The sequence below is a fragment of the Comamonas thiooxydans genome (assembly GCF_002157685.2).
GTDB classification, from domain to species: Bacteria; Pseudomonadota; Gammaproteobacteria; order Burkholderiales; family Burkholderiaceae_C; genus Comamonas; species Comamonas testosteroni_H.
Map to the genome: position 1 here is coordinate 2,710,211 of NZ_AP026738.1, position 22,301 is coordinate 2,732,511.

General features: G+C 60.3%; 19 protein-coding genes. 6 read left to right on the forward strand and 13 right to left on the reverse strand.

The genetic code is table 11. The features are described from left to right. Nucleotides 1-48: 48 nt before the first annotated feature. The gene (locus CTR2_RS12465) at nt 49-951 is read right to left on the reverse strand and encodes a LysR family transcriptional regulator (protein WP_087083691.1); all 903 of its coding nucleotides are present in this window, start codon (nt 949-951) and stop codon (nt 49-51) included. Nucleotides 952-1,372: 421 nt separating this feature from the next. Between CTR2_RS12465 and CTR2_RS12470 the strand changes: the two genes are divergently transcribed. Further along, nucleotides 1,373-1,798 carry a VOC family protein gene (locus CTR2_RS12470; protein WP_087083689.1) on the forward strand — a complete coding sequence of 142 codons (426 nt, stop codon included), beginning with the start codon at nt 1,373-1,375 and terminating at the stop codon, nt 1,796-1,798. Nucleotides 1,799-1,913: 115 nt separating this feature from the next. Continuing rightward, nucleotides 1,914-2,543 (forward strand): DUF2625 domain-containing protein, encoded by a 630-nt coding sequence (locus CTR2_RS12475; protein WP_087083687.1) that lies wholly within the window; start codon nt 1,914-1,916, stop codon nt 2,541-2,543. A gap of 88 nt (nt 2,544-2,631) precedes the next feature. Here the strand turns inward: CTR2_RS12475 and CTR2_RS12480 are convergent, their stop codons facing one another. The 6 genes from CTR2_RS12480 to dsrO form a co-directional block, all read right to left on the reverse strand. Further along, nucleotides 2,632-3,171, reverse strand: coding sequence for a DUF1697 domain-containing protein (locus tag CTR2_RS12480; RefSeq protein WP_087083685.1), 540 nt, complete (start codon nt 3,169-3,171; stop codon nt 2,632-2,634). A 351-nt stretch (nt 3,172-3,522) separates the two neighbouring features. After that, a complete protein-coding gene (locus tag CTR2_RS12485; protein WP_176391657.1) occupies nt 3,523-4,230 on the reverse strand; it encodes a hypothetical protein in 708 nt (235 codons plus the stop codon). 79 nt (nt 4,231-4,309) lie between these two features. Next, nucleotides 4,310-4,984, reverse strand: a complete 675-nt coding sequence (locus CTR2_RS12490; RefSeq protein ID WP_087084615.1) for a hypothetical protein — start codon at nt 4,982-4,984, stop codon at nt 4,310-4,312. Between the two features lie 723 nt (nt 4,985-5,707). After that, nucleotides 5,708-8,902, reverse strand: coding sequence for a tetrathionate reductase subunit A (locus tag CTR2_RS12495; RefSeq protein WP_087083681.1), 3,195 nt, complete (start codon nt 8,900-8,902; stop codon nt 5,708-5,710). Nucleotides 8,903-9,009: 107 nt separating this feature from the next. Continuing rightward, nucleotides 9,010-10,050: an NrfD/PsrC family molybdoenzyme membrane anchor subunit gene (gene nrfD, locus CTR2_RS12500; protein WP_087083679.1), complete on the reverse strand. Its 1,041-nt coding sequence runs from the start codon at nt 10,048-10,050 to the stop codon at nt 9,010-9,012. 13 nt (nt 10,051-10,063) lie between these two features. After that, entirely contained in the window at nt 10,064-10,912 is an 849-nt protein-coding gene (dsrO, locus tag CTR2_RS12505) for a sulfate reduction electron transfer complex DsrMKJOP subunit DsrO (RefSeq protein ID WP_087083677.1), read from the reverse strand. A 595-nt stretch (nt 10,913-11,507) separates the two neighbouring features. Here dsrO and CTR2_RS12510 point away from each other — a divergent pair. The 3 genes from CTR2_RS12510 to CTR2_RS12520 are packed head-to-tail and all read left to right on the forward strand — an operon-like array spanning nt 11,508 to nt 12,622. Then, nucleotides 11,508-11,819 carry a DUF883 domain-containing protein gene (locus CTR2_RS12510; RefSeq protein ID WP_004340823.1) on the forward strand — a complete coding sequence of 104 codons (312 nt, stop codon included), beginning with the start codon at nt 11,508-11,510 and terminating at the stop codon, nt 11,817-11,819. Nucleotides 11,820-11,844: 25 nt separating this feature from the next. Continuing rightward, nucleotides 11,845-12,246 carry a phage holin family protein gene (locus CTR2_RS12515; RefSeq protein ID WP_087083675.1) on the forward strand — a complete coding sequence of 134 codons (402 nt, stop codon included), beginning with the start codon at nt 11,845-11,847 and terminating at the stop codon, nt 12,244-12,246. Nucleotide 12,247: 1 nt separating this feature from the next. Further along, on the forward strand, nt 12,248-12,622 hold the full coding sequence (locus CTR2_RS12520) for a hypothetical protein (protein WP_087083673.1): 375 nt from the start codon (nt 12,248-12,250) through the stop codon (nt 12,620-12,622). 78 nt (nt 12,623-12,700) lie between these two features. Here the strand turns inward: CTR2_RS12520 and CTR2_RS12525 are convergent, their stop codons facing one another. Beyond that, the gene (locus tag CTR2_RS12525; RefSeq protein WP_087083671.1) at nt 12,701-13,759 is read right to left on the reverse strand and encodes a quinone-dependent dihydroorotate dehydrogenase; all 1,059 of its coding nucleotides are present in this window, start codon (nt 13,757-13,759) and stop codon (nt 12,701-12,703) included. 34 nt (nt 13,760-13,793) lie between these two features. Here CTR2_RS12525 and rpiA point away from each other — a divergent pair, with 34 nt between their 5' ends. Beyond that, on the forward strand, nt 13,794-14,492 hold the full coding sequence (gene rpiA, locus CTR2_RS12530) for a ribose-5-phosphate isomerase RpiA (RefSeq protein WP_087083669.1): 699 nt from the start codon (nt 13,794-13,796) through the stop codon (nt 14,490-14,492). 119 nt (nt 14,493-14,611) lie between these two features. Here rpiA and CTR2_RS12535 read toward each other — a convergent pair whose 3' ends face one another. The 5 genes from CTR2_RS12535 to CTR2_RS12555 all read right to left on the reverse strand — a co-directional run bounded on the left by CTR2_RS12535 (nt 14,612) and on the right by CTR2_RS12555 (nt 21,994). Then, complete coding sequence (locus CTR2_RS12535; protein ID WP_254913367.1) at nt 14,612-15,310, reverse strand: glutaredoxin family protein; 699 nt, start codon at nt 15,308-15,310, stop codon at nt 14,612-14,614. A gap of 212 nt (nt 15,311-15,522) precedes the next feature. Beyond that, on the reverse strand, nt 15,523-17,574 hold the full coding sequence (locus CTR2_RS12540; RefSeq protein WP_087083665.1) for a M3 family metallopeptidase: 2,052 nt from the start codon (nt 17,572-17,574) through the stop codon (nt 15,523-15,525). Between the two features lie 199 nt (nt 17,575-17,773). Next, the gene (gene folD, locus CTR2_RS12545; RefSeq protein WP_087083663.1) at nt 17,774-18,628 is read right to left on the reverse strand and encodes a bifunctional methylenetetrahydrofolate dehydrogenase/methenyltetrahydrofolate cyclohydrolase FolD; all 855 of its coding nucleotides are present in this window, start codon (nt 18,626-18,628) and stop codon (nt 17,774-17,776) included. Nucleotides 18,629-18,776: 148 nt separating this feature from the next. Next, nucleotides 18,777-19,430, reverse strand: a complete 654-nt coding sequence (locus tag CTR2_RS12550; RefSeq protein WP_003055354.1) for a response regulator transcription factor — start codon at nt 19,428-19,430, stop codon at nt 18,777-18,779. After that, nucleotides 19,427-21,994 (reverse strand): PAS domain-containing sensor histidine kinase, encoded by a 2,568-nt coding sequence (locus CTR2_RS12555; RefSeq protein ID WP_087083660.1) that lies wholly within the window; start codon nt 21,992-21,994, stop codon nt 19,427-19,429. The genes CTR2_RS12550 and CTR2_RS12555 overlap by 4 nt, the downstream gene beginning before the upstream one ends. Nucleotides 21,995-22,301 lie beyond the last annotated feature (307 nt).

Below are 22,301 nucleotides of genomic sequence, written 5' to 3' on the forward strand. Positions count from 1 at the left end.
CTCGGTGGACAGTGAAAGCGCTCGATTCTAAGCAGTGCAGCGTCGAGGTCAAGCAGGGTGTGGTTGATTGCCGAACTTTGCCAGCACCGTCAGTACGCTGGCGACCGCCGGGTTCAGGGCTGGCAACTGGCGATGGGCGATGGCCATGGGGCGCATCAAGGTGGGCGACAGATGTCGTATCTGAACGCTGCTCAGTTGCTGCTGCTCTTCCATGGCCTCCAGCGGTAGCAGGGCTGCAGCCTGACCGGCTGCCGCCAGGCTTTTGAGCGCCTCGGTATAGGTCAGCGCAATGAACGGGCGAGGACTCAGTCCTGCCTGGCCGAACCAGCCGGCAATCAGTCCGTGCATCTGCGTGGCGGAAGCAAAGCAGGCCCAGGGGCGACTTGCCAGCCATTCGGGGCTGACCCGTTCGGGGACCTCCCAGGCGGCAGGCAATAGTGCCACCATGGGGTCGTTACGCCAGGGCGTGAGCATGATCTCGGCCGTCTCCGCCTGCGGGCTGGCGACCAGGCCGATATCGAGAGTTCCGGCCTTGAGGCGCTGCATGGAGTCGGCCGAGCCCACAGCCTCCAGTTTGATGTCAATGCCCGGGCTGTGACGACTGAGGGCGTCGAGCATCAGCGGAAACAGCCGGATATTGACCCCGGCCGATACGCCTACCTTGACCAGGCCGGCGCGGCCGCTGGCGTGACGCTGCACCTGATCGATCAGGTCGTCGCCGGCCTCGAGCAGCTTGCGTCCTTTCTGCACCAGCACCTGGCCGGCCGAAGTCAGCTCTGCTTGGCGCCTGCCGCGCAGCAACAGCGTGGCGTTCATGCGTGCCTCCAGCTCCTTGATGTGCAGGCTGACCGTGGGTGGCGCCAGATGCAGCGCCTGGGCTGCTGCGGCAAATGTGCCGAGATCGGCGATGGCAATCAGCGTCTGCAATTGGTCGAGATTCAGGTTTCGCATGGGTTTCGAATCAGATTTTCTGAACTGAATAGTCAGATCATTCAACTTTACAGATGTTTGGTGGCCAAAGACCATTGGGCGACCATGAAAAATCATCGAATTGAAGACCCTGATACAGGCTATGACGCATTGGATGACAGGACTGCAACTGAGCCCAAGCACGGGCTTGAAGCCGCAGGATCCGGGGAGGCCCGCGCACGGCGCTGGCTGGCACAAGTCCGGGATTGGCTGGAGCGCGCCGAGGCGCGAGTGATGGCTGGGTTCAGGGTGCCTCCGAATGGTGGCTGAAGAGGATTCCGGGACGCCCTTCAAAGGGCTGCCGCTTATGGCTGAAGCGCGGAGGCGATGACGGCAATCCTGTTGTCAGCACTAGGTCGGCGTTACATTGCGGGTTGCTATGTCAGAGAGTCTTGGAGAGCTTATGTTGCTCAAGCAAATTCAATCCGTCGTGCTGTTCGTCCCTGATATCGACGCTGCGGCCATTTGGTATGCCGAACTGTTTCAGGTGCAGGTGCAGTACGAGAATCATCACTACGCTTTTATCAGCACGCCGGCATGTCTGATCGGATTTCACCCACTTGATAGCAAGTGCCCCGGCGGAGCCGGTGGGACAACCGTTTACTGGGAGGTGGACGATCTGCATCTGGCGCGGCAGGAACTCGAGCAACGAGGCGCAGTTTTGTACCGAGGTCCTATCGTCACAAGCCTTGGTGCAGCTGCGGCAATGCTGCTTGATCCCTTTGGCTGCTCCATAGGGTTGCATCAGGCGCACCCTCATTCCGCGCAAGCGGTCCAGAAATTGCCAGGCACCGCCAGCCAGCAGCCGGAGCCGATGCCTGGCGAATGAGCCATCAAGTCAATGTTGAGCCATGCACCGATTTGAGGCCTTTCCCGAGGCTTCCGAATACCAGGATCAAATGTCAGAATTCCGACGTTTTTGACTTTTGCATCAAGGAGGATCGATGCGTGCACTGGCAGAACTTTTGGAGCGCGACGAGCCGGCCTTGTCGCTGATACAAGCCTGGGCGCAGGATGCGAGCATTCCTGTCGAATGTCTTCCACCCTCGGCCCAGAGAGACTCCGTATTGCTTGCGTTGCAGGTCACGACACGCTCGCCGCTGGGGGCCATGGCCCATGGAACCGGTGGAATTCTCATTGACGGGGGCTGGCTCAGAATGCTGGGCTCGGGGCATCCCAGGCTCACGCGCGATCTCGCGGCGTGGAATCGCGCGCGCAGCAGCGGATTTTTGCTGATTGCCGACGATGCCGTAGGTGGATTCTTCGCCATCAATGGCGGGGCCCTGGGCGAGGATCTGGGGGCTGTCCATTATCTGGCTCCAGACACCTGGGCCTGGGAATCGCTGGAGATGAGGCATACGGCGTTTGTACAATGGGCTTTCACGGAGGGGCTGCGCGACTTCTACCGTGATTTGCGTTGGGAAGGCTGGGAAGCAGAGGTGGCCGGCATGGGCAATGATGCTTGCATGAGCTTCTATCCTTTTCTCTTCACGGAGCAGGGCTCCATACATTCGAGTGCGCGCAAGCCGGTACCGGCAGCAGAACACTACGCCTTCATGAGCAAGGGTGGATAGAAAGAGCCTGCCTGAGCCAAGACAAAGGATGAGATATCAGGTGGCTGTGTCGCTTTCACCGCCTGCGTGTGACCGGCTCAAGCGGGTATCAGCGCTTTTTCCGTGTCGCAACTTCATGGCGTGCTGTCGCCATTTCAGCTAATTGGGCAATCGTGTTGATATTTCTGGCCGTACCTTGGGCTGCTGCTGGAATCCTGAGTTTGGAACTGCCCATTCCTGCACCATAAGCGACATAGATCTCGCGCCGTCCCAACTGCAGTTGTTCGTCCTTGCGACCTTTGAGCTGGGTCAGTGCGTCCGCAGGTGGTGCTTCATCGAGAAAGATGGCAACAGTGCGGTTGCCCGGGGATTCGGGAAAGGGGTTGTTGGCCAGCACCTCTGCCATTTCCCGTGCCGTGCGCACGATGACATCCACGGGCTTGCCGGCGTAACTGGCCAGGCGTCGCTCCAATGCCGACTTGAGCTGCTGCTCGGTGCAATCTGCATCCAGTACTACATTGCCGCTGGCAATATAGGTCTGTACCTGTGCAAAACCTTCGGCCTCGCACATGGACTTCAACTCTGCCATGGGGAGTTTGCCGGTTCCGCCGACATTGACGGCCCTCAGCAGAGCGACATAGATGGGCATGACGGATAAATGGGCTGGATCTCGAAGGGACAGGCGGAGAAACCCCGCACGATGTGACGGAGCGCCAAGGCTTGAAGGAGGATGCTAGCGTATCGCAACAGCGCGCGAGATTGGGGTTGCCTGGATAGAGAGGATTCAGGAGGACTTGCAGTCCACAATGGATCAGGCCGAGATGGATTCTCCCTTCCACGAGACAGAAACTCCACAGCAGCGTCGAGCGGGCTTGGCTTGGGCAAAGCCCTGGTCATCACACGGATTGCTCCTGCATTTCACAGAATTCGCTCAGGCTCAGGCTCAGGCTCAGGCTCAGGCGGCCCTTGTGCCGCCCGCTCGGCTTGGCCTGAGCGCTTGTCAGTTCGGATAGAGGTTTGCCGTTTGTCTGGACTCGATTGTCTGCTCGAGACTGGTGCCAGAAACGGCCTGTGCGGTAGACGGTGCAGGGCTGCCTTGTGCCGAAGCATCCGGCCCGTAGTTGTTGCGCCGCTCTTCTACGGTCATGGATTGAGGGCATTTCGAACCCGTGATCTCAAGTGCCACGCGAGCGGCAGGATCCATGCAGTCCATAGCCAGCGAGGCTGCCTTCATGCCCTTGTTCCAGAGCTCACGGCTCATTTTCAGGCGCTTGCAATGCTCGTCCGTCCAGGTTGTGCCGAAGCTCACGCCAAAGCCAGGGCCGTTGGCACTGCCGCTGCTGCTGCCCATGCAGGTGTCATTGCTGGTTGTGAGGTTGGGACCGCTCACGCTGGGAACGTTCTTCACGGTGTAGGTACCGCTGTACTCGACGATGTTCCTGGATGTCCCGGATACCGTGTTGTTCAGGTTCTGCGTGGTGGTTCCGCTGGTCGTGATGTTTTGATCCGAGCTTGAGGTCGACCTGCTTTCGATGCTGGATACCGATCGGCTGTCCGCCGCAGCAACCGGATTCACGATGGTGATGGATTGATTCTGTTGTGCTCCCACTGATGAGGAGCTGGAGAGGCTTTGTGCACTGCTATCGGCATTCTGCGCAAAGCTGCACAAAGGGACACAAAGGCTTAGCAAGGCTATTGAGGCTTTCATGCTGTTTCTCCTTTGTCCCCGAGTCTTGACTTGGGAGGCCTCAACTCGGGGGCAATACAACTGAGTTCGCGGACCTTATCTAGTTGGCGGCCGAGTTCGCCCATCCATAAGCATTGCCCGAAGTTCCACCACCATTGGAGCCTCCGAAGGCTGTGCCCAGGCTGAAGCCGGTAGTTGTCGCGTTGCCGACAGAGGAGGCACCAGAGTTATTGTTGGTCGAGGTTCCTCCCGGACCCGAGATCGCCTGCGAGTTCCCGCCAAAGTTGGAGTTGGTATGGGCAGTGCTGTTCACCGCCGCAATGCCGTTGCCGATGGATGCAGTTCCAGCCACGTTGTTGGTGCTCGAGTTTGCGTAGCCTCCGGCGCCACCGCTGACCAACTTGCCGGGAGCGTGGCCGAGGTAATTGCTACCTACGTCCGAATGTGCGTTGGCGTTGGTGGTTCCGTAGCCGCCGGCAACGCCGCCTCCGCTGGTCGCAGCAAGACTGTTGACGGTTCCTGTGGTGGAGGCGCTTCCGCCGACACTCGATTGGCCCGAGGCCACAGGCCCCCAGGAGCCGGTGGTGCCGGTGCTGGTTCCAAAGCCGCTTGCTTGAGCGCTGGCCTTCGCACTATTGAAGCTCACAGCGCTGCCCGTGCCGGAGCTGGCAACCGAGGAATAAGTTCCTGAGGACGCATTGGTCCCCGTGTTGGTCGCAGCAGATGCCACACCAGCCAAGGCAGCAACCGCCATGAAAATCAGAGACTTTTTCATGATCATTCCTTTGAACAGCGATTTCTCAGACCACGGGGATGAATTCAGGCGAAGACCATTTGTCATTGGAAAATGATCAATGCCAACCGGAGTTGCGTTTTGGCTTCTCAGATGTCTGTTCCAAAACGTTCTTTCGGTTAATGGCAGTTTCAATAAGCTGGATGAAAACAGAAATACCTTGTTTGGGCACGAAATAGGATTCTGTTGATCTGCTATTGTTATTTGTGCAATTTATTGAAATCTAGAACTGCATTGCTATCAACAATGAAGCTAAATCAGATGATTTCATTATTGTTTTTAAGTGTAATTTTTAAAACAATATAATCGTCTGTATTCGAATAGATGTATGCGGAAAATATTCCTGAGAAGAAAAAATCCTTGTTTTATTTGATTTTAATACCGATATCGAGTGGTTTTTAATTGTAAAGAATGTAGTGTCCTATTTGATTGAATAGTGCTTCATGAATTGATTGCCGTTTTTGAGTTTTCATGGAAGCCGAAAGACGATCACTCAGGAATGGTGCTTGTGGTTTGTCATGTCCGATGTCGGGACGAGCCTAATCCGGCCCAGATTCTTGTTGCAAGCCAATGGGCGGCAATACGGTTGCTCCTCGGCAAGTTCAAGATATCGCCGCAAGTTGCTGGCAGTCGTTTCAATGTCATTCCTCGCAGGCGCGAGCGACGGGATTTTCCGTCCCGGTCGCCCGCCAGAGCTTCAGGCCCTTATGAAGCCTTTCTCACTTTCACTGGCAACCCTTGCCTGACCACTGCTCCCGACACCCAGTCGATCCAGACATTGTCCTTTGCCGGTCGGGTTGGATCGACAAAGCCCAGAGCATTGAGATTCACGCCATTGCCGTGCTGTGGGTTGGCATGGGTGGGCTGGCCGTCAACCTTGTGAGCCACGGTGCCCAGTTGCTTGTGACCGTAGCCGTGCTCAATGGCGATCGCACCGGGCGCAATACCAGCGCGTACCAAGGCCACGCCTTGGAGTTTGCCGCCGGGGGTGCTGAGTTCGATGTGGTCGCCATTGGCGATGCCCAGTTTTGCCGCGTCGGCCTTGTTGATGCTCACAGGATTGTGAGGGTGCACCTGGCGCAGGCGTGAGGCGGCGATGGACATGCTGCTCATCAAGTTGGACTTGTAGCTGGTCATGGTCAGCGGCCAGTCTTGTTCGGAAAACACTTGGCGCATGTCCGAGCCGTCGGCCAGGCGCGTGGGGTACCAGGTGGGGCAGCCGCTGTAGCGCTCGCCGGTCATGGAGTGGCGCATCCTGGACAGACCTTCGTGCCAGAAAGTGGCCGGGAACTTGGCCTGAAGCTTGAGCTGGTCGTCTTTCCATGCGTCTTCAACCCTGTCGAAGCGGCCGCCACGGCTCATGACCATGGCGACGCGGCGCACTTCTTCGGGGGCGACACGCTGCTCCAGCGATGGCATCCATTTCTCGAGGCCGGTGATTTTTATGTCGTCATCGCTGGCTTCGGGTACAGGCTTGCCGGCCTGATAGGCGATATTGCACATGCCGCGCAGGTAGAAGTCTTCGGCGTTTTCCAGGTCCAGCAGCTCGCCTTGCTTGGTGCTCATCGCATTCTTGCCAAAACCTGGCAGACCCAATTGCTTGGCCACGGCAAAGATGAAGGTCTCGAAGCTGATGGTTTGGCCGTCTGCCGTTTTGGCAGTGGCGGCTTCTACCGTGGGCCAGCGCACTGTGCTGCTCTTGGCTACGACGTCGGCCCAGGGCGCTCCAATGCCCCAGCTCTCATAGGTGACGGTGTCTGGCACGATGTAGTCGGCCAGAGCAGAGGTCTCGTTGATGAAGGGGTCCACCGAGACAAACAGCGGTAGCTTCTTCACGTCCTTGACCGAGTCTGCCAGGGCATTCTCGAAGCCGCACATGGCATAGATGGGGTTGCTGATGTGGTTGATCCAGGCTTTGACCGGGTAGGGGTAGCCCAGCATGCCGGCGGCCAGCATCTCGCTGGAAAGGCCGCCAGGCGCGGGGTACCAGGGCGCCTTGGCGGGGTAGGGGTTCTGGCCCGCTTCCTTTTTGCGCTTGAATTCGCTGGTCTTTTCGTAAGGGAAGCGGGTGCGTGACAGGGCCACGCCCCGGGGTTTGACTGCGCCTTCAAACTGCGCAAAGTTGTATCGCGGTCCCGGGCCAAAGGGGCCGAACGGGCCGGCATCCATGACCCAGCCGCCGCGCACATTGAGGTTGCCGATGAGGTTGTTGAGCATGGCAATGGCATAGGCGGTGTAAAAGCCCGAGCCATTCATGGTGCCGCCGTGCGAGTTGGCCACGGCCTGTTTGCCATGACTGGTGAATTCGCGCGCCAACTCCTCGATCTCCTTGACGGGCACGCCGCACAGGGTCGCGTATTCCTCCAGCGTCTTCCTGTGTGCTTCGGCGCGCAGTTTGACAAAGGCGGTGCAGACGGCGATAGGCGCAGGCTCTTCGGTGGCGTCGGCAGCCTTGATGGGTGTGAATTCGCGCTCGGCAACCAGTTCGGCGGGTTGGGCCACGGTATGAGCGGCAAGGCTGCCATCGCTCAGCTGCACCACATACACATCTTCGGCGGGTGTTTTTTCGTCGATAGAGTCTGGCATGGGCAGACCAATGTCCGCGCCGCGCAGGAACTGGCCGTAGCGCGGATGCTTGGGCTCGTTGACCAGCAAGTGGGTGGCGTTGCTCCAGCTGGCTTCGCCGACGCTAGCCATGGCTGCGGGGCCGGGCTGGGTCAGAAACTGCTTGTCATAGCGCTCGTTGTCGATGATCCAGCGGATCAGACCCATGGCCAGTGCCAGGTCGCTGCCGGGTTTGACGGGCAGCCATCGGTTGTTGTCACCTGCCGCATGACTGGACGAAGTGGGCAGCATGGGCGAGACCACCACGTATCGATAGGTATTCTCGCCGCGCGAGCGGGCTTCGGCCAGCTCGCGGCCCACGCGCTGGAACGGATTGCCGGACTGGGCCGGCGAGGTGCCGATGAACAGGCCAAAACGCGAATGCGTCCAGTCCGGCTTGCCGTGGGGCATGCCGGCCATATCGCCCAGCGCCGCGCCCGTGCCCACCCGGTAGGTCTGGCCGCAGTAAGAGCCGTGGTTGGACACATTGATGGTGCCGAACGATTGTTTGGCAAAGCGGTTGACCAGCGGGGTGCGGCCTTCGTTGGCGGCCTCCGTCACCAGCAATTGGTTGGACTTGGGGCCGTATTCGGGATTGGCTTCATCGATCAACGTGCTGACGTCGCGGATGGCTCGCAGGCCGTCCACATGGCCTTCGCCGAAGAGATCGCCGCCTTCGCAGATTTCCTGAACCAGCTCTTCGAGCGTGATGCTCTTCCACTGGCCGGAGCCGCGTGGACCGACGCGCTTGAGCGGCTTGAGAACGCGGTGTGGTGCTTTTTGGTGTTCGAGCATGGCCGATCCACGGGCGCAACTGGTGGCACGTCCTTCCAGACCGTTGTCACCGCCCAGCATGGCATAGACCTCGCGGACCGGTGTTTCCATGGGCGCGGGGTGGGTGGTGGCCAGCGGGTGATAAGGGTTGCCGGCGATACGGATGATCCGGTTGTCGGCAGTATCGACGCGCACACGAACGCCGCATTGTGTCCAGCAGCCCAGGCAAGAAGAGGGGCTGACCACCTGGCCGGGCTGGGTCGTCAGCTTGCCGCTGACGGGGTCTATACGGAATTCGGGCGTCAGCGAGTTGCCGCGCGTGGCACTTTGGGTGGCTTTGCCCGAGCTGCCGGTGATCAGTCCCTTGGCTCCCTTGGCCACGGTTTCGCCATAGCCAGCGGCAAAAGCCGCCAGGCCGCCTGCGACGGCGCCGCCGCGCAGCAGCATGCGGCGGCGGCCGGCATCGGTACGATCGGCCTCGACGTCTTGTGATTGTCCAGGGGAGAGTTTCTTGTCATTCATGGTCTTGCCCTTTGTGTGAGGGAAGGGCAAGCGCTGCAGCGTTTCTATGGTTTTGAGAGCTGCTGGCGCTTGCTGGTATTGCGTTAGATGCGTACTTGGCTTGGTTTTTAGGTGGCACTGGCGGGCTTGCGGGCCGGGAACAGCTCCAGCGCCCAGGTGGTCAGCGCAACCAGTGCCACGCACAGACCTGCCATGCCCAGCATGCCCATCAGGCCTTCTCCGCCCAGAGGCATGTTGTACAAATACAGGCCTGCTCCAAACTTGGGCACGCCCTGCACGCCCATGAACAGTGCCCAGCGGAAGGCCCAGGCAGATACCGCCAGGCCGGTGCCCAGCACCAGGGTGTAGCCCTTGGCTGCCAGACGATGCTCGCCGCGCAGCAGGGCCATCACCACGGCTGCTCCAAACACGGCCGAACCCAGCATGGAGATGCGCCAGACAGGGAACTCATTGAACAGGCGCACAGCCATGTCAAATGAAGGGCTCTGGCCCGCGATGCCGGCAATGCCCCAGGTCAGGGCGCTGGCGATCAGGCCGGTGGCCAGCCACAGGCCCAGATTGCGTAGCCCTTGCAGGGCTGCCGCATCGGGCTGCAAGGATCGGGGGAGAAAGCGGTAGAGCACAAAGCCCATGCCCACGGTGGCCAGCCAGCCGCTGAGTGCCAGATTGATCGGTACCCACAGCGTGTTCCACAGCGGGCGCGAGCGGATGACCATGATTTCGGCACCCGTGTAGACCACGATGCTGAGCGTGGACAGCACAAGTACAGGCACCAGCAGGCGCATCAACCGCTGCTTGCCCAGCCACCACAGCGCGCACATCAACACGCACAGCCCGACAAACGTGGGCATGAGCACGGCACCCAGGCTCATCCACGACCAGGGCGTGAGGTGAGCATAGAAATGCCAGAAGCGCGCAGGCTGGTGCAGGTCGGCCAGCAGGGCCACAGGTGCGGCAATCGCACTGATGGCCAGCACCAGCACCGCTGTGGGCAGCAGGCGCTGGAGCAAGCCTTGGGCCGGGCCGAACGCACAGGCCGAAGTCAGCAGTGCGGCTCCCGTGGCCATGCCGACCAGAAAGAAATACTGCACGGCCCATGGCAGCCATGCCGCTTCGTAGGCTGGGGTCAGGAGTTCAATGATTTGCATGAGGGCACTCCTTTCACAGGTGTTCGGCAACAAGGCGAACCGTGGCCTGACCATCGACACCGTTCACGAACTCATCGGGCAGGCCGATGTAGAAGACGTGCGGCTTGGTCTTCATGCCGGGTTTGAGGACCTTGATATCGTCCTTGTGAGCATGGATGCGCTGGTTGATTTCGCTGTGCGCGTCGTTCAGATCGCCAATGACGCGCGCGCCTCCCACGCAGCTTTCCACGCAGGCGGGCAGCAGACCGGCTTCCAGGCGGTGTTCGCAGAAGGTGCATTTGTCGGCAGTCTGCGTTTCGTGATTGATGAAGCGCGCGTCGTAGGGGCAGGCCTGCACGCAATAGCCGCAGCCCACGCAGCGCTCGTTATCGACAAGAACGATCCCGTCGGTGCGCTGAAATGTGGCTTGCACCGGGCAGACGGGCACGCAAGGCGGCTCGTCGCAGTGGTTGCATAGCCGCGGCAGACTGACCATGGCGGCAGCGGTGTCACCGGCCTGGTCGATTTCGTATTGCAGCACCGTGGTGCGGAACTGGCCGATGGGAGGCTGGTTTTCGACCGAGCAGCTCACAGTGCAGGCCTGGCAGCCAATGCATTTGCGCATATCGACCAGCATGCCGAAGCGCTTGCCTTCCATGCCGGGTCGGCGCAGGGGCTGGAAGCTGGGGTCGCCGGGCAGCGCTGCGCGGGCGCTGCCCGCAACACCGAGGCTGGCGGCCATGGCAATCAAATCCTGCAAAAAACCGCGCTTGGTGGGTGCAGTCACTGCCTGCCGAGGTGCCTGGGTAATGGATGGAGTGCTGCAGGCGCAGGCCGAACTGCTGGTTGCGCAGTCGGAGAGTTCTCGTATCTGAAGTGGCATGGCCCTTCCTTTCATCGTCGCACTGGCACCAGAAAACCCTGATGCTTTAAACATAAAAGAGTATTAAATTAATATCTTTTATGTCTAATTGACTATATGAAAGTTGCCGTTTGCGCCACTTGATTTGAGTCAAGTCTTCGCTTGCTTAAGAGTTTTCTGAATGGAAATCTCTGCAAGCAGATGACTTGTTGCCGAGCATGCAGCCACTTTATTAATGAACTGTTAAGCAATCAGTGTGTTGCCGTATGTAATCCGCTTTGCTTGGTGGCAAATGCTGGAGATCAAGCTATGCATACATGGCATGCCTGAGCGCAGGCCGAGGTCGATCTGCTGCGCGACCGCAAAGATTGCTGCAGCAAACAGATTGGCCTGGAGCCTCGAACGGCTTTATATGTCCTTGACATGGGGCAATTTCGCTGCTGTCCGACAGTGCTGCAGGCCCGCGAGTTTCTTGGAGGCGATGCGTTTTCTGTAAGATGTTCACATGCTGCAGGTTTTATGAGCGGCCGGCCCCGATGCTTGCTGCCTCGCAGCTATCTTGGTGCACTGCCAAGTGCATGCGATATTCCTATTTCGTCACATTGAAAGGATCGATATGTCACGCTCTGTTTCCGACGCCGTTTCCACCGCCCAAGACGATCTGGAAAAACTGGTCAGCGATCTGCGCGGTCTGCTGTCTGCCCGTGAACTGGACAAGCTTCCTGAAATCAGCGTGCTTCGTCAGCGCATCGACGATGGCATGGCCAACGTGCGCGAGTCTGCCGTGCGTGCGGCTCAGGACGCCGCTCGTCAGGCGCGCGAAGCTGCCGATGTGGCGGATCGTTATGCTCACGACGAACCCTGGCGCGTCGCCGGTGCCGCGCTGGCAGTGGGTGCACTGCTGGGTTTCATGCTGGGCCGTCGCTAAGCATTGCTGAGCTGCAAAAGGACAAGTGCCTGTGAATCTGATTTCACTACTGGGTCTTGATTCCCTGCTGGAGCGCTGGCGTGCCAATATGAACGAGGCCGCGATCGCGGCCGAAGATCGTGTTGATCTTGCGCAGCTTGAGTGGCAACAGCACAAGCGCAGCATGCAAGCGTTGGCGGTGCTGGCCATTGTGCTCGGCGCACTCACCGTGGTCGTGCTCATTGTCCTGTCCATGGCTGTGCTCGTGCAGTTCTGGGATAGCGAGCATCGTCAGTTGGTGGCGTGGCTGCTGGTCGGTGGCTGGGTTCTGGTCTGGGGCCTGGGGCTGTGGCGACTGCTGGCAGCTGTCAATCAACTCTCCAGTCCTTTCAGGCTCACGCGGCGCGAGCTCAAATCGGATTGGCAAGCGCTGAAGGAGAGGATTTAGCATGAACAGCATCTCTCCCGATTCGCGATCCACAGAGTTGGAGCCCGTCAAGCCCGCAGGCATGGATGCCCGGCTCTGGGATGAAGCGACCACCGAGCAAAAGCTGGTGTTGTCGCGCATTGCCAAGCAGCGCGCGCGTGTCAAGGCCCGAGCCGCTGCCAAGGCGCAGGCGCTGGCCTTGCGCAGCACGCAGCCTGCGCATGTGGACGCCGATGCTCCCCTGCCCGAACGTCTGCTGTCTTTTGTGCGTCTGCATCCGCTGGCAACGGCGGCAGCGGGGGGCTTGCTCATGGTTCTCGGGCCGCGCAAGCTGATTCGCTGGGGCAGCGCAGCACTGCCCTGGATTCTCAAGCTGCAGCAGCGCGCACGCGGCTGAAGGGTCCCAAAAAAACAGCCCGTCAGGCTCAGGCATGACGGGCTGTTTCTTTGTGCGCAGCCAGGCCACCCGTCAAGTTCAATGCATATGGGCGATGGCCTGGGCGGCTTCGGTCACAAGATCGGGACCACGATAGATCAGGCCGCTGTAAATCTGCACCACATCGGCACCTGCGCGGATCTTGCTCACGGCGTCGGCGCCGCTCAAGATGCCGCCCACGCCAATGATGGGAAAGCGGCTGCCAAGGGCTGAGCGCAGCTGGCGAATGATCTGGTTGCTGGCCTCCAGCACGGGCGCGCCGGACAGGCCGCCGGTTTCTTCGGCATGCTGCAGACCCTTGACGGCATCGCGGCTGATGGTGGTGTTGGTGGCAATTACGCCATCCATGCCGTGGCGCTCCAGCGTCGCCGCAATCACGCCGACCTGCTCTTCATCGAGGTCGGGAGCGATCTTCACGAACACCGGCGTGCGCTTGCCATGCTGGCTGGAAAGCTGTTCGCGGCGATTGGCGACCGCACCCAGCAGAGCATCCAGCGCCTCGTCGCTTTGCAGCGCACGCAGATTCTTGGTGTTGGGTGAGCTGATGTTGACTGTCACATAGTCGGCATGAGGGTACACGCCGTCCAGCGCCTTGATGTAGTCGCTGGTGGCCTCTTCGATGGGGGTTGTGGCGTTCTTGCCGATGTTCAGGCCCAGCAGCATGGCGCCGCCATTGCCTCCTGCTTTTGCGCGCACTTGGGAGCGACGCACATTGGCCAGGAACGCATCCAGGCCTTCGTTGTTGAAGCCCAGGCGGTTGATCAGTGCATTCTTTTCAGGAATGCGGAACATGCGTGGCTTGGGGTTGCCGGGCTGGGGGCGGGGCGTGACGGTGCCCACTTCCACAAAGCCGAAACCCATGGCCGCCAGCGCATCGATGCAGCGTGCATTCTTGTCCAGGCCGGCGGCCATGCCCACACGGTTCGGGAACTTGAGGCCGGCGAGCTCGATGGGGTCGCTGATCAGAGGGCGTGCCCAGGCCTTCTGGAGCAAGGTATTTTGGCCCTTGGCCATGAAATTCATGGTGAGGTCGTGGGCCGCTTCGGGGTCCATGCCGAAAAGAATAGGACGCGTCAGTGAGTAAGGAATAAGAGACATGGGGATAATCGCAGGATTACCTGGATTTTCCCTCATGACGACATCTGCTGCACCTCTTTCTCAAGATGAACTGAAAACTTTGGTCGGACAAGCTGCCCTGAAATATGTGGTCGCCGGTGAAATTGTGGGCGTGGGCACAGGCTCCACGGTCAACAAGTTCATTGATGCACTGGCCACCATCAAGGATCAGATTCCTGGCGCCGTCTCCAGCTCCGTGGCCAGTACCGAGCGCCTGAAGGCCCTGGGCATCAAGGTGTTCGATGCCAATGAAGTCACCAGTCTGGCCGTCTATATCGACGGTGCCGACGAGATCGACGGCAAGGGCCATATGGTCAAGGGCGGTGGTGCGGCGCTGACGCGCGAAAAGATCGTGGCGGCGCTGGCTCAGCGTTTTGTCTGCATTGCCGATGAGTCCAAGCGCGTGCCGGTGCTGGGCAATTTTCCGCTGCCCGTGGAAGTCATTCCCATGGCGGCTGCCCAGATCGCCCGTCGCTTTGAAGCCATGGGCTCTGACGTGACGGCGCAAATTCGCATGAAGGATGGTGCGCCGCTGGTGACCGACAACGGCCAGCATATTCTGGATGTTCGCGGCCTGAAGATCGCCGAGCCGCTGGCCTTCGAGTCCGAAGTCAACCAGTGGCCCGGCGTGGTGACCGTCGGCGTGTTTGCCCACCAGAAGGCTGCGGTGTGCCTGCTGGGAACCGCTCAAGGCGTGCAGACGCTGGAATACTGAGCAGCCAGTTGCTGACGGAAAGCCACCTGCTTGCGCAGGTGGCTTTTTTATAAAGTTGATAGCTGCTAACGCTTTATTGGTAAGCGTTAGAGACTGATTTTATTGAAGATTTCTGGCTCCTAGAAGCGCAGGCCTGCAGGGTTGTCGAGCGTGGGTGTGCCGGGTGCAGGGGCTGCGGGCGCCGTGATGCGTGCCGCGGGACGCTCTGCAGGCTTGGCTGCCTCGGTCGTGGCTGGCGCCGGCGCTGTCAAGGGCTTGGCGGCGGGGGCGTTGTAGTTCTTCGGCAGCCGGGGCTGCTTGGGGTAGCCCGCAGCGCTCAGGTACTGGTCCCAGCTGTCGGCTCCAAAGCCCTTGAGGTGCTGGTTGCCGATGGTGGCAAAGGGCAGGCTGTCCTGCCCGCTGAGCTTTTTGAGTGCAGCCACATCGCTGCTGGTATCTATGGTGCGCTCGTTGAACGGGATGCCGCGGTTTTGCAGATGAGACCGGGCCTCGTCGCAGGGCTCGCAGTCCTTGCCCGTATAGATCGTGACGGGATAGCGGTTGGCCGTCTGGCGCAGCTCGTAAGGCAGTTGTGCGTTGGCCGAAGACGCCGGGCCATCGGCGTTGCCCACGGCTTCGGCGCTGGGCTTGGCGTTGGGGCCGATGGCCCGGTCGGAATAGGTGACCCGCCCGTCGGGGCCCACGCTGCGGTAGAGATTCTGAGCCAGGCTGACTCCGCTGGCCAATGCGGCCAAGGCGGCTACAAGCGTCTTCAGCAGCAGCGCGCTGCGGGACGTCGGTTTCTCGGCCGAAGGCCGGGCAATGAAAAATCGTGGCATCTCAATCTTGATCAATGAAGTGCAATGAAGAGGTCTGAGGGCGCGAACGCCAATGGGCAGAGCATAGCCTGCATGGAGGACTGTCTGCTCCCATGCTCCGGCTTGTCTTGATCTGACCTCGGTACGTGAGTCAGCTTGCGTCAGTCTTGGGCAAGGGCAGGCATGAAAAAGCGCCCGGGAAGGGCGCTTTTGAGGAGGTGGCAGCAGAAGACTCAGGCGGCCTGACTCATGCCTTGATGGCGCAGCAGGGCGTCAATCTGTGGCTCGCGGCCACGGAAGGCCTTGAAGGACTCCATGGCAGGGCGGCTGCCGCCGGCTTCCAGGATCGACTCGCGGTACTTGCGGCCGGTCTCGGGGTTGGGCGAGCCATCGGCCAACATGGTTTCTTCAAAAGCCGCATAAGCGTCCGCGCTCAGCACCTCAGCCCACTTGTAGCTGTAGTAGCCGGCGGCATAGCCACCGGCAAAGATATGGCTGAAAGTGTGTGCCATGCGGTTGTAGGCTGGCGATTGCAGCACGGATACCTCGGTGCGCACCTGGCTCAGCAGCGCCATGAAGTCGTCCGCCGGGTTGTGCTCGGTGTGCAGCAACATGTCGAACAGCGCGAACTCGATCTGGCGCAGGGTCTGCATGCCGGACTGGAAGTTCTTGGCGGCAATCATCTTGTCGTACAGCGCGCGGGGCAGGGCCTCGCCGGTGTCCACATGGGCAGTCATGTGCTTGAGCACATCCCACTCCCAGCAGAAATTTTCCATGAACTGGCTGGGCAGTTCGACGGCATCCCACTCCACGCCGGCAATACCCGAGACATCGCGTTCGTTGACCTGCGTGAGCATGTGATGCAGGCCGTGGCCGGTTTCGTGGAACAGGGTGATCACATCATCGTGCGTGAGCAGTGCGGGCTTGCCGTCCACGCCGGAAGCGAAGTTGCAGACCAGATGGGCCACAGGCGTTTGCAGCTGATGGGAGTCGGGGCGCAGCCAGCGCGTGCGCACATCGTCCATCCAGGCGCCGCCACGCTTGCCCTTGCGCGCCTGCGGGTCCAGGTAGAACTGGCCGACCAGCTGAGTGCCTTGCGCGGTGGAGCGCTCGATACGGTAAAACTCCACGCAAGGGTTCCAGACCGGAGCTTCATCGCGGCGGATGGAGACTTCGAAAAGGGTCTCGACAATCTTGAACAGGCCGGCCAGCACCTTGGGGGCCGGAAAGTACTGCTTGAGCTCCTGCTCGCTGAAGGAATAGCGGGCTTCCTTGAGTTTTTCACCGATGAAGGCCCAGTCCCAGGGCTGGGGGTCGGCAATGCCGAGCTCAGTCTTGGCAAAGGCACGCAGATCGGCAGCATCCTTTTCGGCATAGGGACGGGCTCGTTGTGCCAGATCGCGCAGAAAGTCTATGACCTGCTGGGGCGAATCGGCCATTTTGGGCACGATCGAGACTTCGCCGAAGTTGCTGTAGCCCAGCAGCCGGGACTCTTCCAGGCGCAGCGCGAGGATTTCCTTCATCACGGCGGTGTTGTCGAAGCGTTTGCCATCGCCATCGGCCTGATCGGAAGCCCGGGTCACATAAGCCTGATAAATCTTCTCGCGAAGTGCGCTGCTCTTGGCAAACTGCATCACCGGCAGATAGCTGGGCATCTTCAGTGTCAGCTTGTAGCCTTCCTTGCCATCGGCTTCGGCGGCGGCCTTGGCCGCGGCGATCACGTCGGCCGGAACGCCGTCCAGCTCGTCAATCCTGGCGTAGTAGGCAAAGGCATCGGTGGCGTCCAGCGCGTTCTCGCTGAATTTCTGGGCCAGCTCGGCCGAGCGCGCCTGAATCTGCGCAAAGCGTTCCTTGGCAGCGCCCTGCAGTTCGGCACCCGAGAGCACAAAGCCGCGCATGGCATGGTCCCATGCGGCGCGCTGTTCCTTGTTGAGGCTGGCCGGGTCAATGGCCTTGTACTTTGCGTATAGGCGTTCATCGGCGCCCAGATTGGTCCAGAACTCGGTGACCTTGGGCAGGGCTTCGTTATAGGCCGCGCGCAACTCCGGGGTGTCGGCAACGCTGTTGAGGTGATTGATGGCCGACCAGGCGGTGCCCAGCTTTTCAGTCGCCACGTCCAGCACGGCAGAGATGGCTTCCCACTGTGCGGGGAAGTCCGGTGCAACCACGGTCTCCAGCGCCTCGCTGGCACGGGCCAGCAAAGTGTCGATGGCGGGCGCCACATCCGCAGGCTGAATGCGGTCAAACAAGGGCAGGGAGGAGGATTCGAGAAGTGGATTGCTCATGCTGTATTAAGTGCCGGCAAGGTCGGGAAAATCAAGCGCTCTCAGGGTATTTATTGCTATCGCGTTCATAGCGTCAGCCTGTGGTCAGAAGCGTGCTCGCGCCAGGACAGCGTGCAAGCGCCACCTCGCAGCAAAGCTGTCGTCCCCCTCGGGCGATCAAAGCCGGAGAGGGAGAAGCCGCGGGGCGGCTCGGAGGGCGTCAGGCAGCGGCGCGCTCTGCCGATTCCATGGTGTTGACCAGCAGCATGGTAATCGTCATGGGGCCGACACCACCGGGTACAGGGGTGATGTAGCCAGCAACCTCCTTGACGCCGTTGAAGTCGACGTCGCCGCAGAGCTTGCCTTCGGCATTGCGGTTCATGCCCACGTCGATGACCACGGCACCGGGCTTGACCATGTCGGCGGTCAGCACATCCACCTTGCCCACGGCCGCGACGATGATGTCGGCCTGGCGAGTCATTGCAGCCAGATCGGCGGTGCCGCTGTGGGTGACGGTGACCGTGGCGTTGGCGGCCAGCAGCATCATGGCCATGGGCTTGCCCACGATGTTGGAGCGGCCGATGACCACGGCGTGCTTGCCGCGCAGATCCTTCATGCCGATGGATTCCAGCATCTTCATGCAGCCATAGGGCGTGCAGGCCTTGAAGCCGACTTCGCCGACCATCAGCGCGCCGGCGCTGGCGACATGGAAGCCGTCCACATCCTTGGCGGGGGAGATGGTTTCGATGACCTTGTGGTCGTCGATGTGCTTGGGCAGTGGCAGCTGCACCAGAATGCCGTGAATGCTGGGGTCGTTGTTCAGCGCTTCGACACGTGCCAGCAGTTCGGCTTCGGTCATGGAGGCATCGTACTTTTCCAGCACCGAGTGGAAGCCCACGTCTTCGCAGGTCTTGACCTTGTTGCGCACGTAGACCTGTGAAGCCTGGTTGTCGCCGACCAGAACTACGGCCAGCCCGGGCGTGATGCCCTTGGCCTTGAGCGCTGCCGCGCGTGTGGCGACTTCCTTGCGCAGTTGTTCGGAGAGGGCTTTGCCGTCGATGAGTTGGGCTGTCATTGCTGGAGTACCAATAAAAAATGCTGCTAGCCCTTGATGAACAAGCACTAGCAGCTATCAGAATAGGAGTTGGCTAAAGCGCGAGGCCTGGCCAGTGCTCCCTGGATTATCTCGCGATTGGAGTGGCTTCCGATTTCGCGGGGAGCACTTAGTTGACGGCTGCCGCCGCTTTGGCCGCAGCGCTGGTCTGGCCCTGGCCCAGTGCGATCTTGAGCAGATCGGCCACGGTGTTGGCGTTGAGCTTTTCCATGATGTTGGCGCGATGGGCTTCCACGGTCTTGATGGAGATGCCCAGATCGTCGGCGATCTGCTTGTTCAGGCGGCCGGCGACGATGCGCTCCAGCACCTGGGCTTCGCGGCCCGTGAGCTTGGCCAGCAGGGCATCGCGGCTGGCGGCCTGCTGGTGACCGGTAAAGGCTTCGCGGGCGTGATCCAGCATGCGCTCGACCAGACCCAGCAGCTCTTCCTCGTTGAACGGCTTCTGGATGAAGTCCAGTGCGCCTTTCTTCATGGTGTTCACGGCCATGGGCACATCGCCGTGGCCGGTGATGAATACGATGGGCAGAGGAGACTTGCGCTCGATCAGGCGGTCCTGCAGCTCCAGGCCGGTCATGCCGCCCATGCGGATATCGACGATCAGGCAGGCCACTTCACGCGGGTCGTAGCGCGACAAAAAGGTCTCGGCGGAGTCAAAGCAACGCACGCGGTAGTCCTTGCCTTCCAGCAGCCATTGCAGCGAATCACGGACTGCTTCGTCGTCGTCAACTACGTAAACAGTGCCTTTTTTGGGAATCAAACTCATGCAATCGTCCTCTTTATGGGTTCGCTTGTCGTGGTGAGTGTCGTCGTCTCCACACCCGTTGCCAACGGCAGCCAGAATGAGAACCGGCAACCAGTGACTTCGCTTCCATTGTAGAGGTTCTCGGCATGCATTCGACCCTGATGTGATTCGACAATCGAGCGGCAAAGGTTCAGGCCTATGCCCATGCCTTCGCTCTTGGTGGAGAAGAAGGCTTCGAACAAGTGTTCCAACACTTCCGGCGGCAGGCCCTTGCCCGTGTCTTCCACGGTGAACTCCACACCCGGCAGGCTTTCAAAGACCTGGGGGCGCACGCGTAGTTCCACATTGCGCTGGCCCAGCGGGCGGTCGGACATATCAATTGACTCAGCACTGTTTTTCATCAAATTGATGAGAACCTGTTCGATGAGGATGGCATCGGCCATCACGGGCGGCATGCGTTCGGCAATATGCGAGGTCAGCTGCACATTGCGGCGGCGCAGCTCGATGCCGGCCAGCTCCAGCGCTTCGTTCACCATCTCGCCTACCTGGGCCAGCATGCGATTGGGCTCGCTCTTTTTCACGAAGGAGCGGATGCGCTGAATGATCTGCCCGGCTCGCTGGGCCTGATGTGCTGTCTTTTCCAGTGCGAACTTCATCTGTTCGGGTGTAAGCGTGCCGTTTTCCAGGCGCGTCAGCATGCCGGAGCTGTAATTGCTGATGGCGGTCAGGGGCTGGTTGAGCTCGTGCGCCACGCTGGATGCCATTTCGCCCATGGTGATGAGGCGGCTGGCGGTCTGGGCCTTTTCGGCCTGGGCCGCAGCCTGTTCCTCGGCCAGGCGGCGCTGGGTGATGTCGGTGGCAATCACCATCTGGGCCAGACGGCCGTCCACCCAGCTCAGATAGCGCGAGCGGACTTCCAGCCATTTGCCCAGGCTGGGCACGAAGATCTCGGCGTTCTCGCTGCGTGCGGCGGTCAGCGTGTCCGTGGGCAAGCCCATGAGGCCGTCTTCGTTCTCGGCTTCGGGCTGGTGGCGAACCGGCAGCTTGCCAGCCTGGGCGACCAGTTGCAGATGTCCTTCGGTGTGCGAGCCAAACCACTGGCGGTAGAGCTTGTTCGCAAACAGCAACTCGGCGCTGCCAAGAGGGGCCACGGAAACAGAGGCATCCAGCGCTTCCAGCACGATGGTGAAGCGCTCGTACGAGGCAGACAGCTGTTCGCGAATCCGGTTGGGCTCGGTAATGTCCGTCATGGACGACATCCACCCCGTATGCTGGCCGTGGGCATCAATCAGCGGCGATACATACAGGCGCGCGTCGAACAGGCTGCCGTTCTTGCGCTTCACGCGTACCTGAAAGCCGCCAACGATGGTCTTGCCCGACAGCTCTTCGCGCAGCTGTGAATGCAGATTGTCGTAGTCGTTATCGGGCCAGTAGGAGTAGGGTGGAACCTGGCCGACCAGATCCTTCTCGCTCCAGCCCGTCATCTGGCAGAAGGCCGCGTTCACATAGGTGATGCGGCCATGCAGATCCAGTGCTCGCATGCCCGTCAGCACGGAATTTTCCATGGCACGGCGGAAGTTGGTCTCGGCCACCAGGGCCTCCTGGGTACGCTGACGGCGGCGGGTGTGGCGCCAGGTGGCCAGCAGCAGCCAGGCCGTCATGGCCGACAGCGTGCCCACCAGCCAGAACAGGCCGCTACCGACTACGCCCAGCGAAGTCTGGTAGGCCTGGGCGCGCATCATCAGCGCCGTGCCCACCGGGGAGACGGGCACTTCGTATTCATTCGCAATGGCACGCCAGTGCAGCAGCTCGGTAGGCGTCTTGCGCGGCGCCAGCGGAGTGCCGGCCAGCACATGGTTGTCGGCATCGCGCATGGTGATGGCATAACGGGCCATCACTTCCGTGGGAGTTCCATAGCGCAGCAGACTGTCCACCGAAAACTCGGCCAGCAGCTCGCCCTGGTAGCGGCTGTTGGCGCTGATTGGCACATGCAGCTGCAGCAGTGGCGGCAACTCATTGGGCTGGGCTTTTTCCTGCACATAGATGGGCTGCAGCATCTCGCGAGCCTGCTCATAGGCTTGCAGAGTCTCGCCTTGATGCAGGCTTTCGCCCACGGCACGCAACTGGTCAGTGGCCACCGTCGGCGCTGACTGGCTGTACACAACCTGACGCTTGTCACTGATCCAGGTAATCGATTGCAACTCGGGGTACTGGCTGATCAGCGCTTCCGTGCGGCCGTCGAAGTCGGCCTTGCGCATCTCGCGGTTGCCGATATCACGGGCCATGCGCATCAGCTGCTCCTGACGCTCCAACAAGCGCAGGCGCACGCGCTGCTGGGCGTACTCCACGTCGCGGCGCAGTGCCTCCTGCTCGCGATCCACTTCTTCCGTGCGCAAATACCAGAACGACGCAATGATTGCAGCCATGAACATCAGCACCGATGCCAGCGGCGCGAGCGCGGCATAGCGATCCTGCCGAGTCGGCGACAGACTGCGCCACCAGCTACGCCACCAGCGCACAGGGGATGCAACGGATTGCGCGCTTTTTGCGTCCTCTTTTTCTCGTTCGTGATTGCTTGTTTGCATGCCTCCAGTGTAGGGGAGAGACCTAGTGGAATCTGCGACTATTTCTGTCGCGTAAAAGACAATCTATAGAGGCTTCACTGTATGTGCATTTGCAGCATTTTTTTATATAGTGAAATCACAAAGCACAATTTGAAATTTTAAAAAAATGTGCGAAACTCGCCAGCGATCGACACAGTGAATCGGTTTAATCCGGGGAGCACCCGAAGGTGCTGTGCCACGCGTTATGCGGTGTGGCGCTTGCCGCACCCGTGTGATGCCGCACTCACTGCTTCGTGATAAAGCTACCCCCTCTCGAAGGAGACACTCA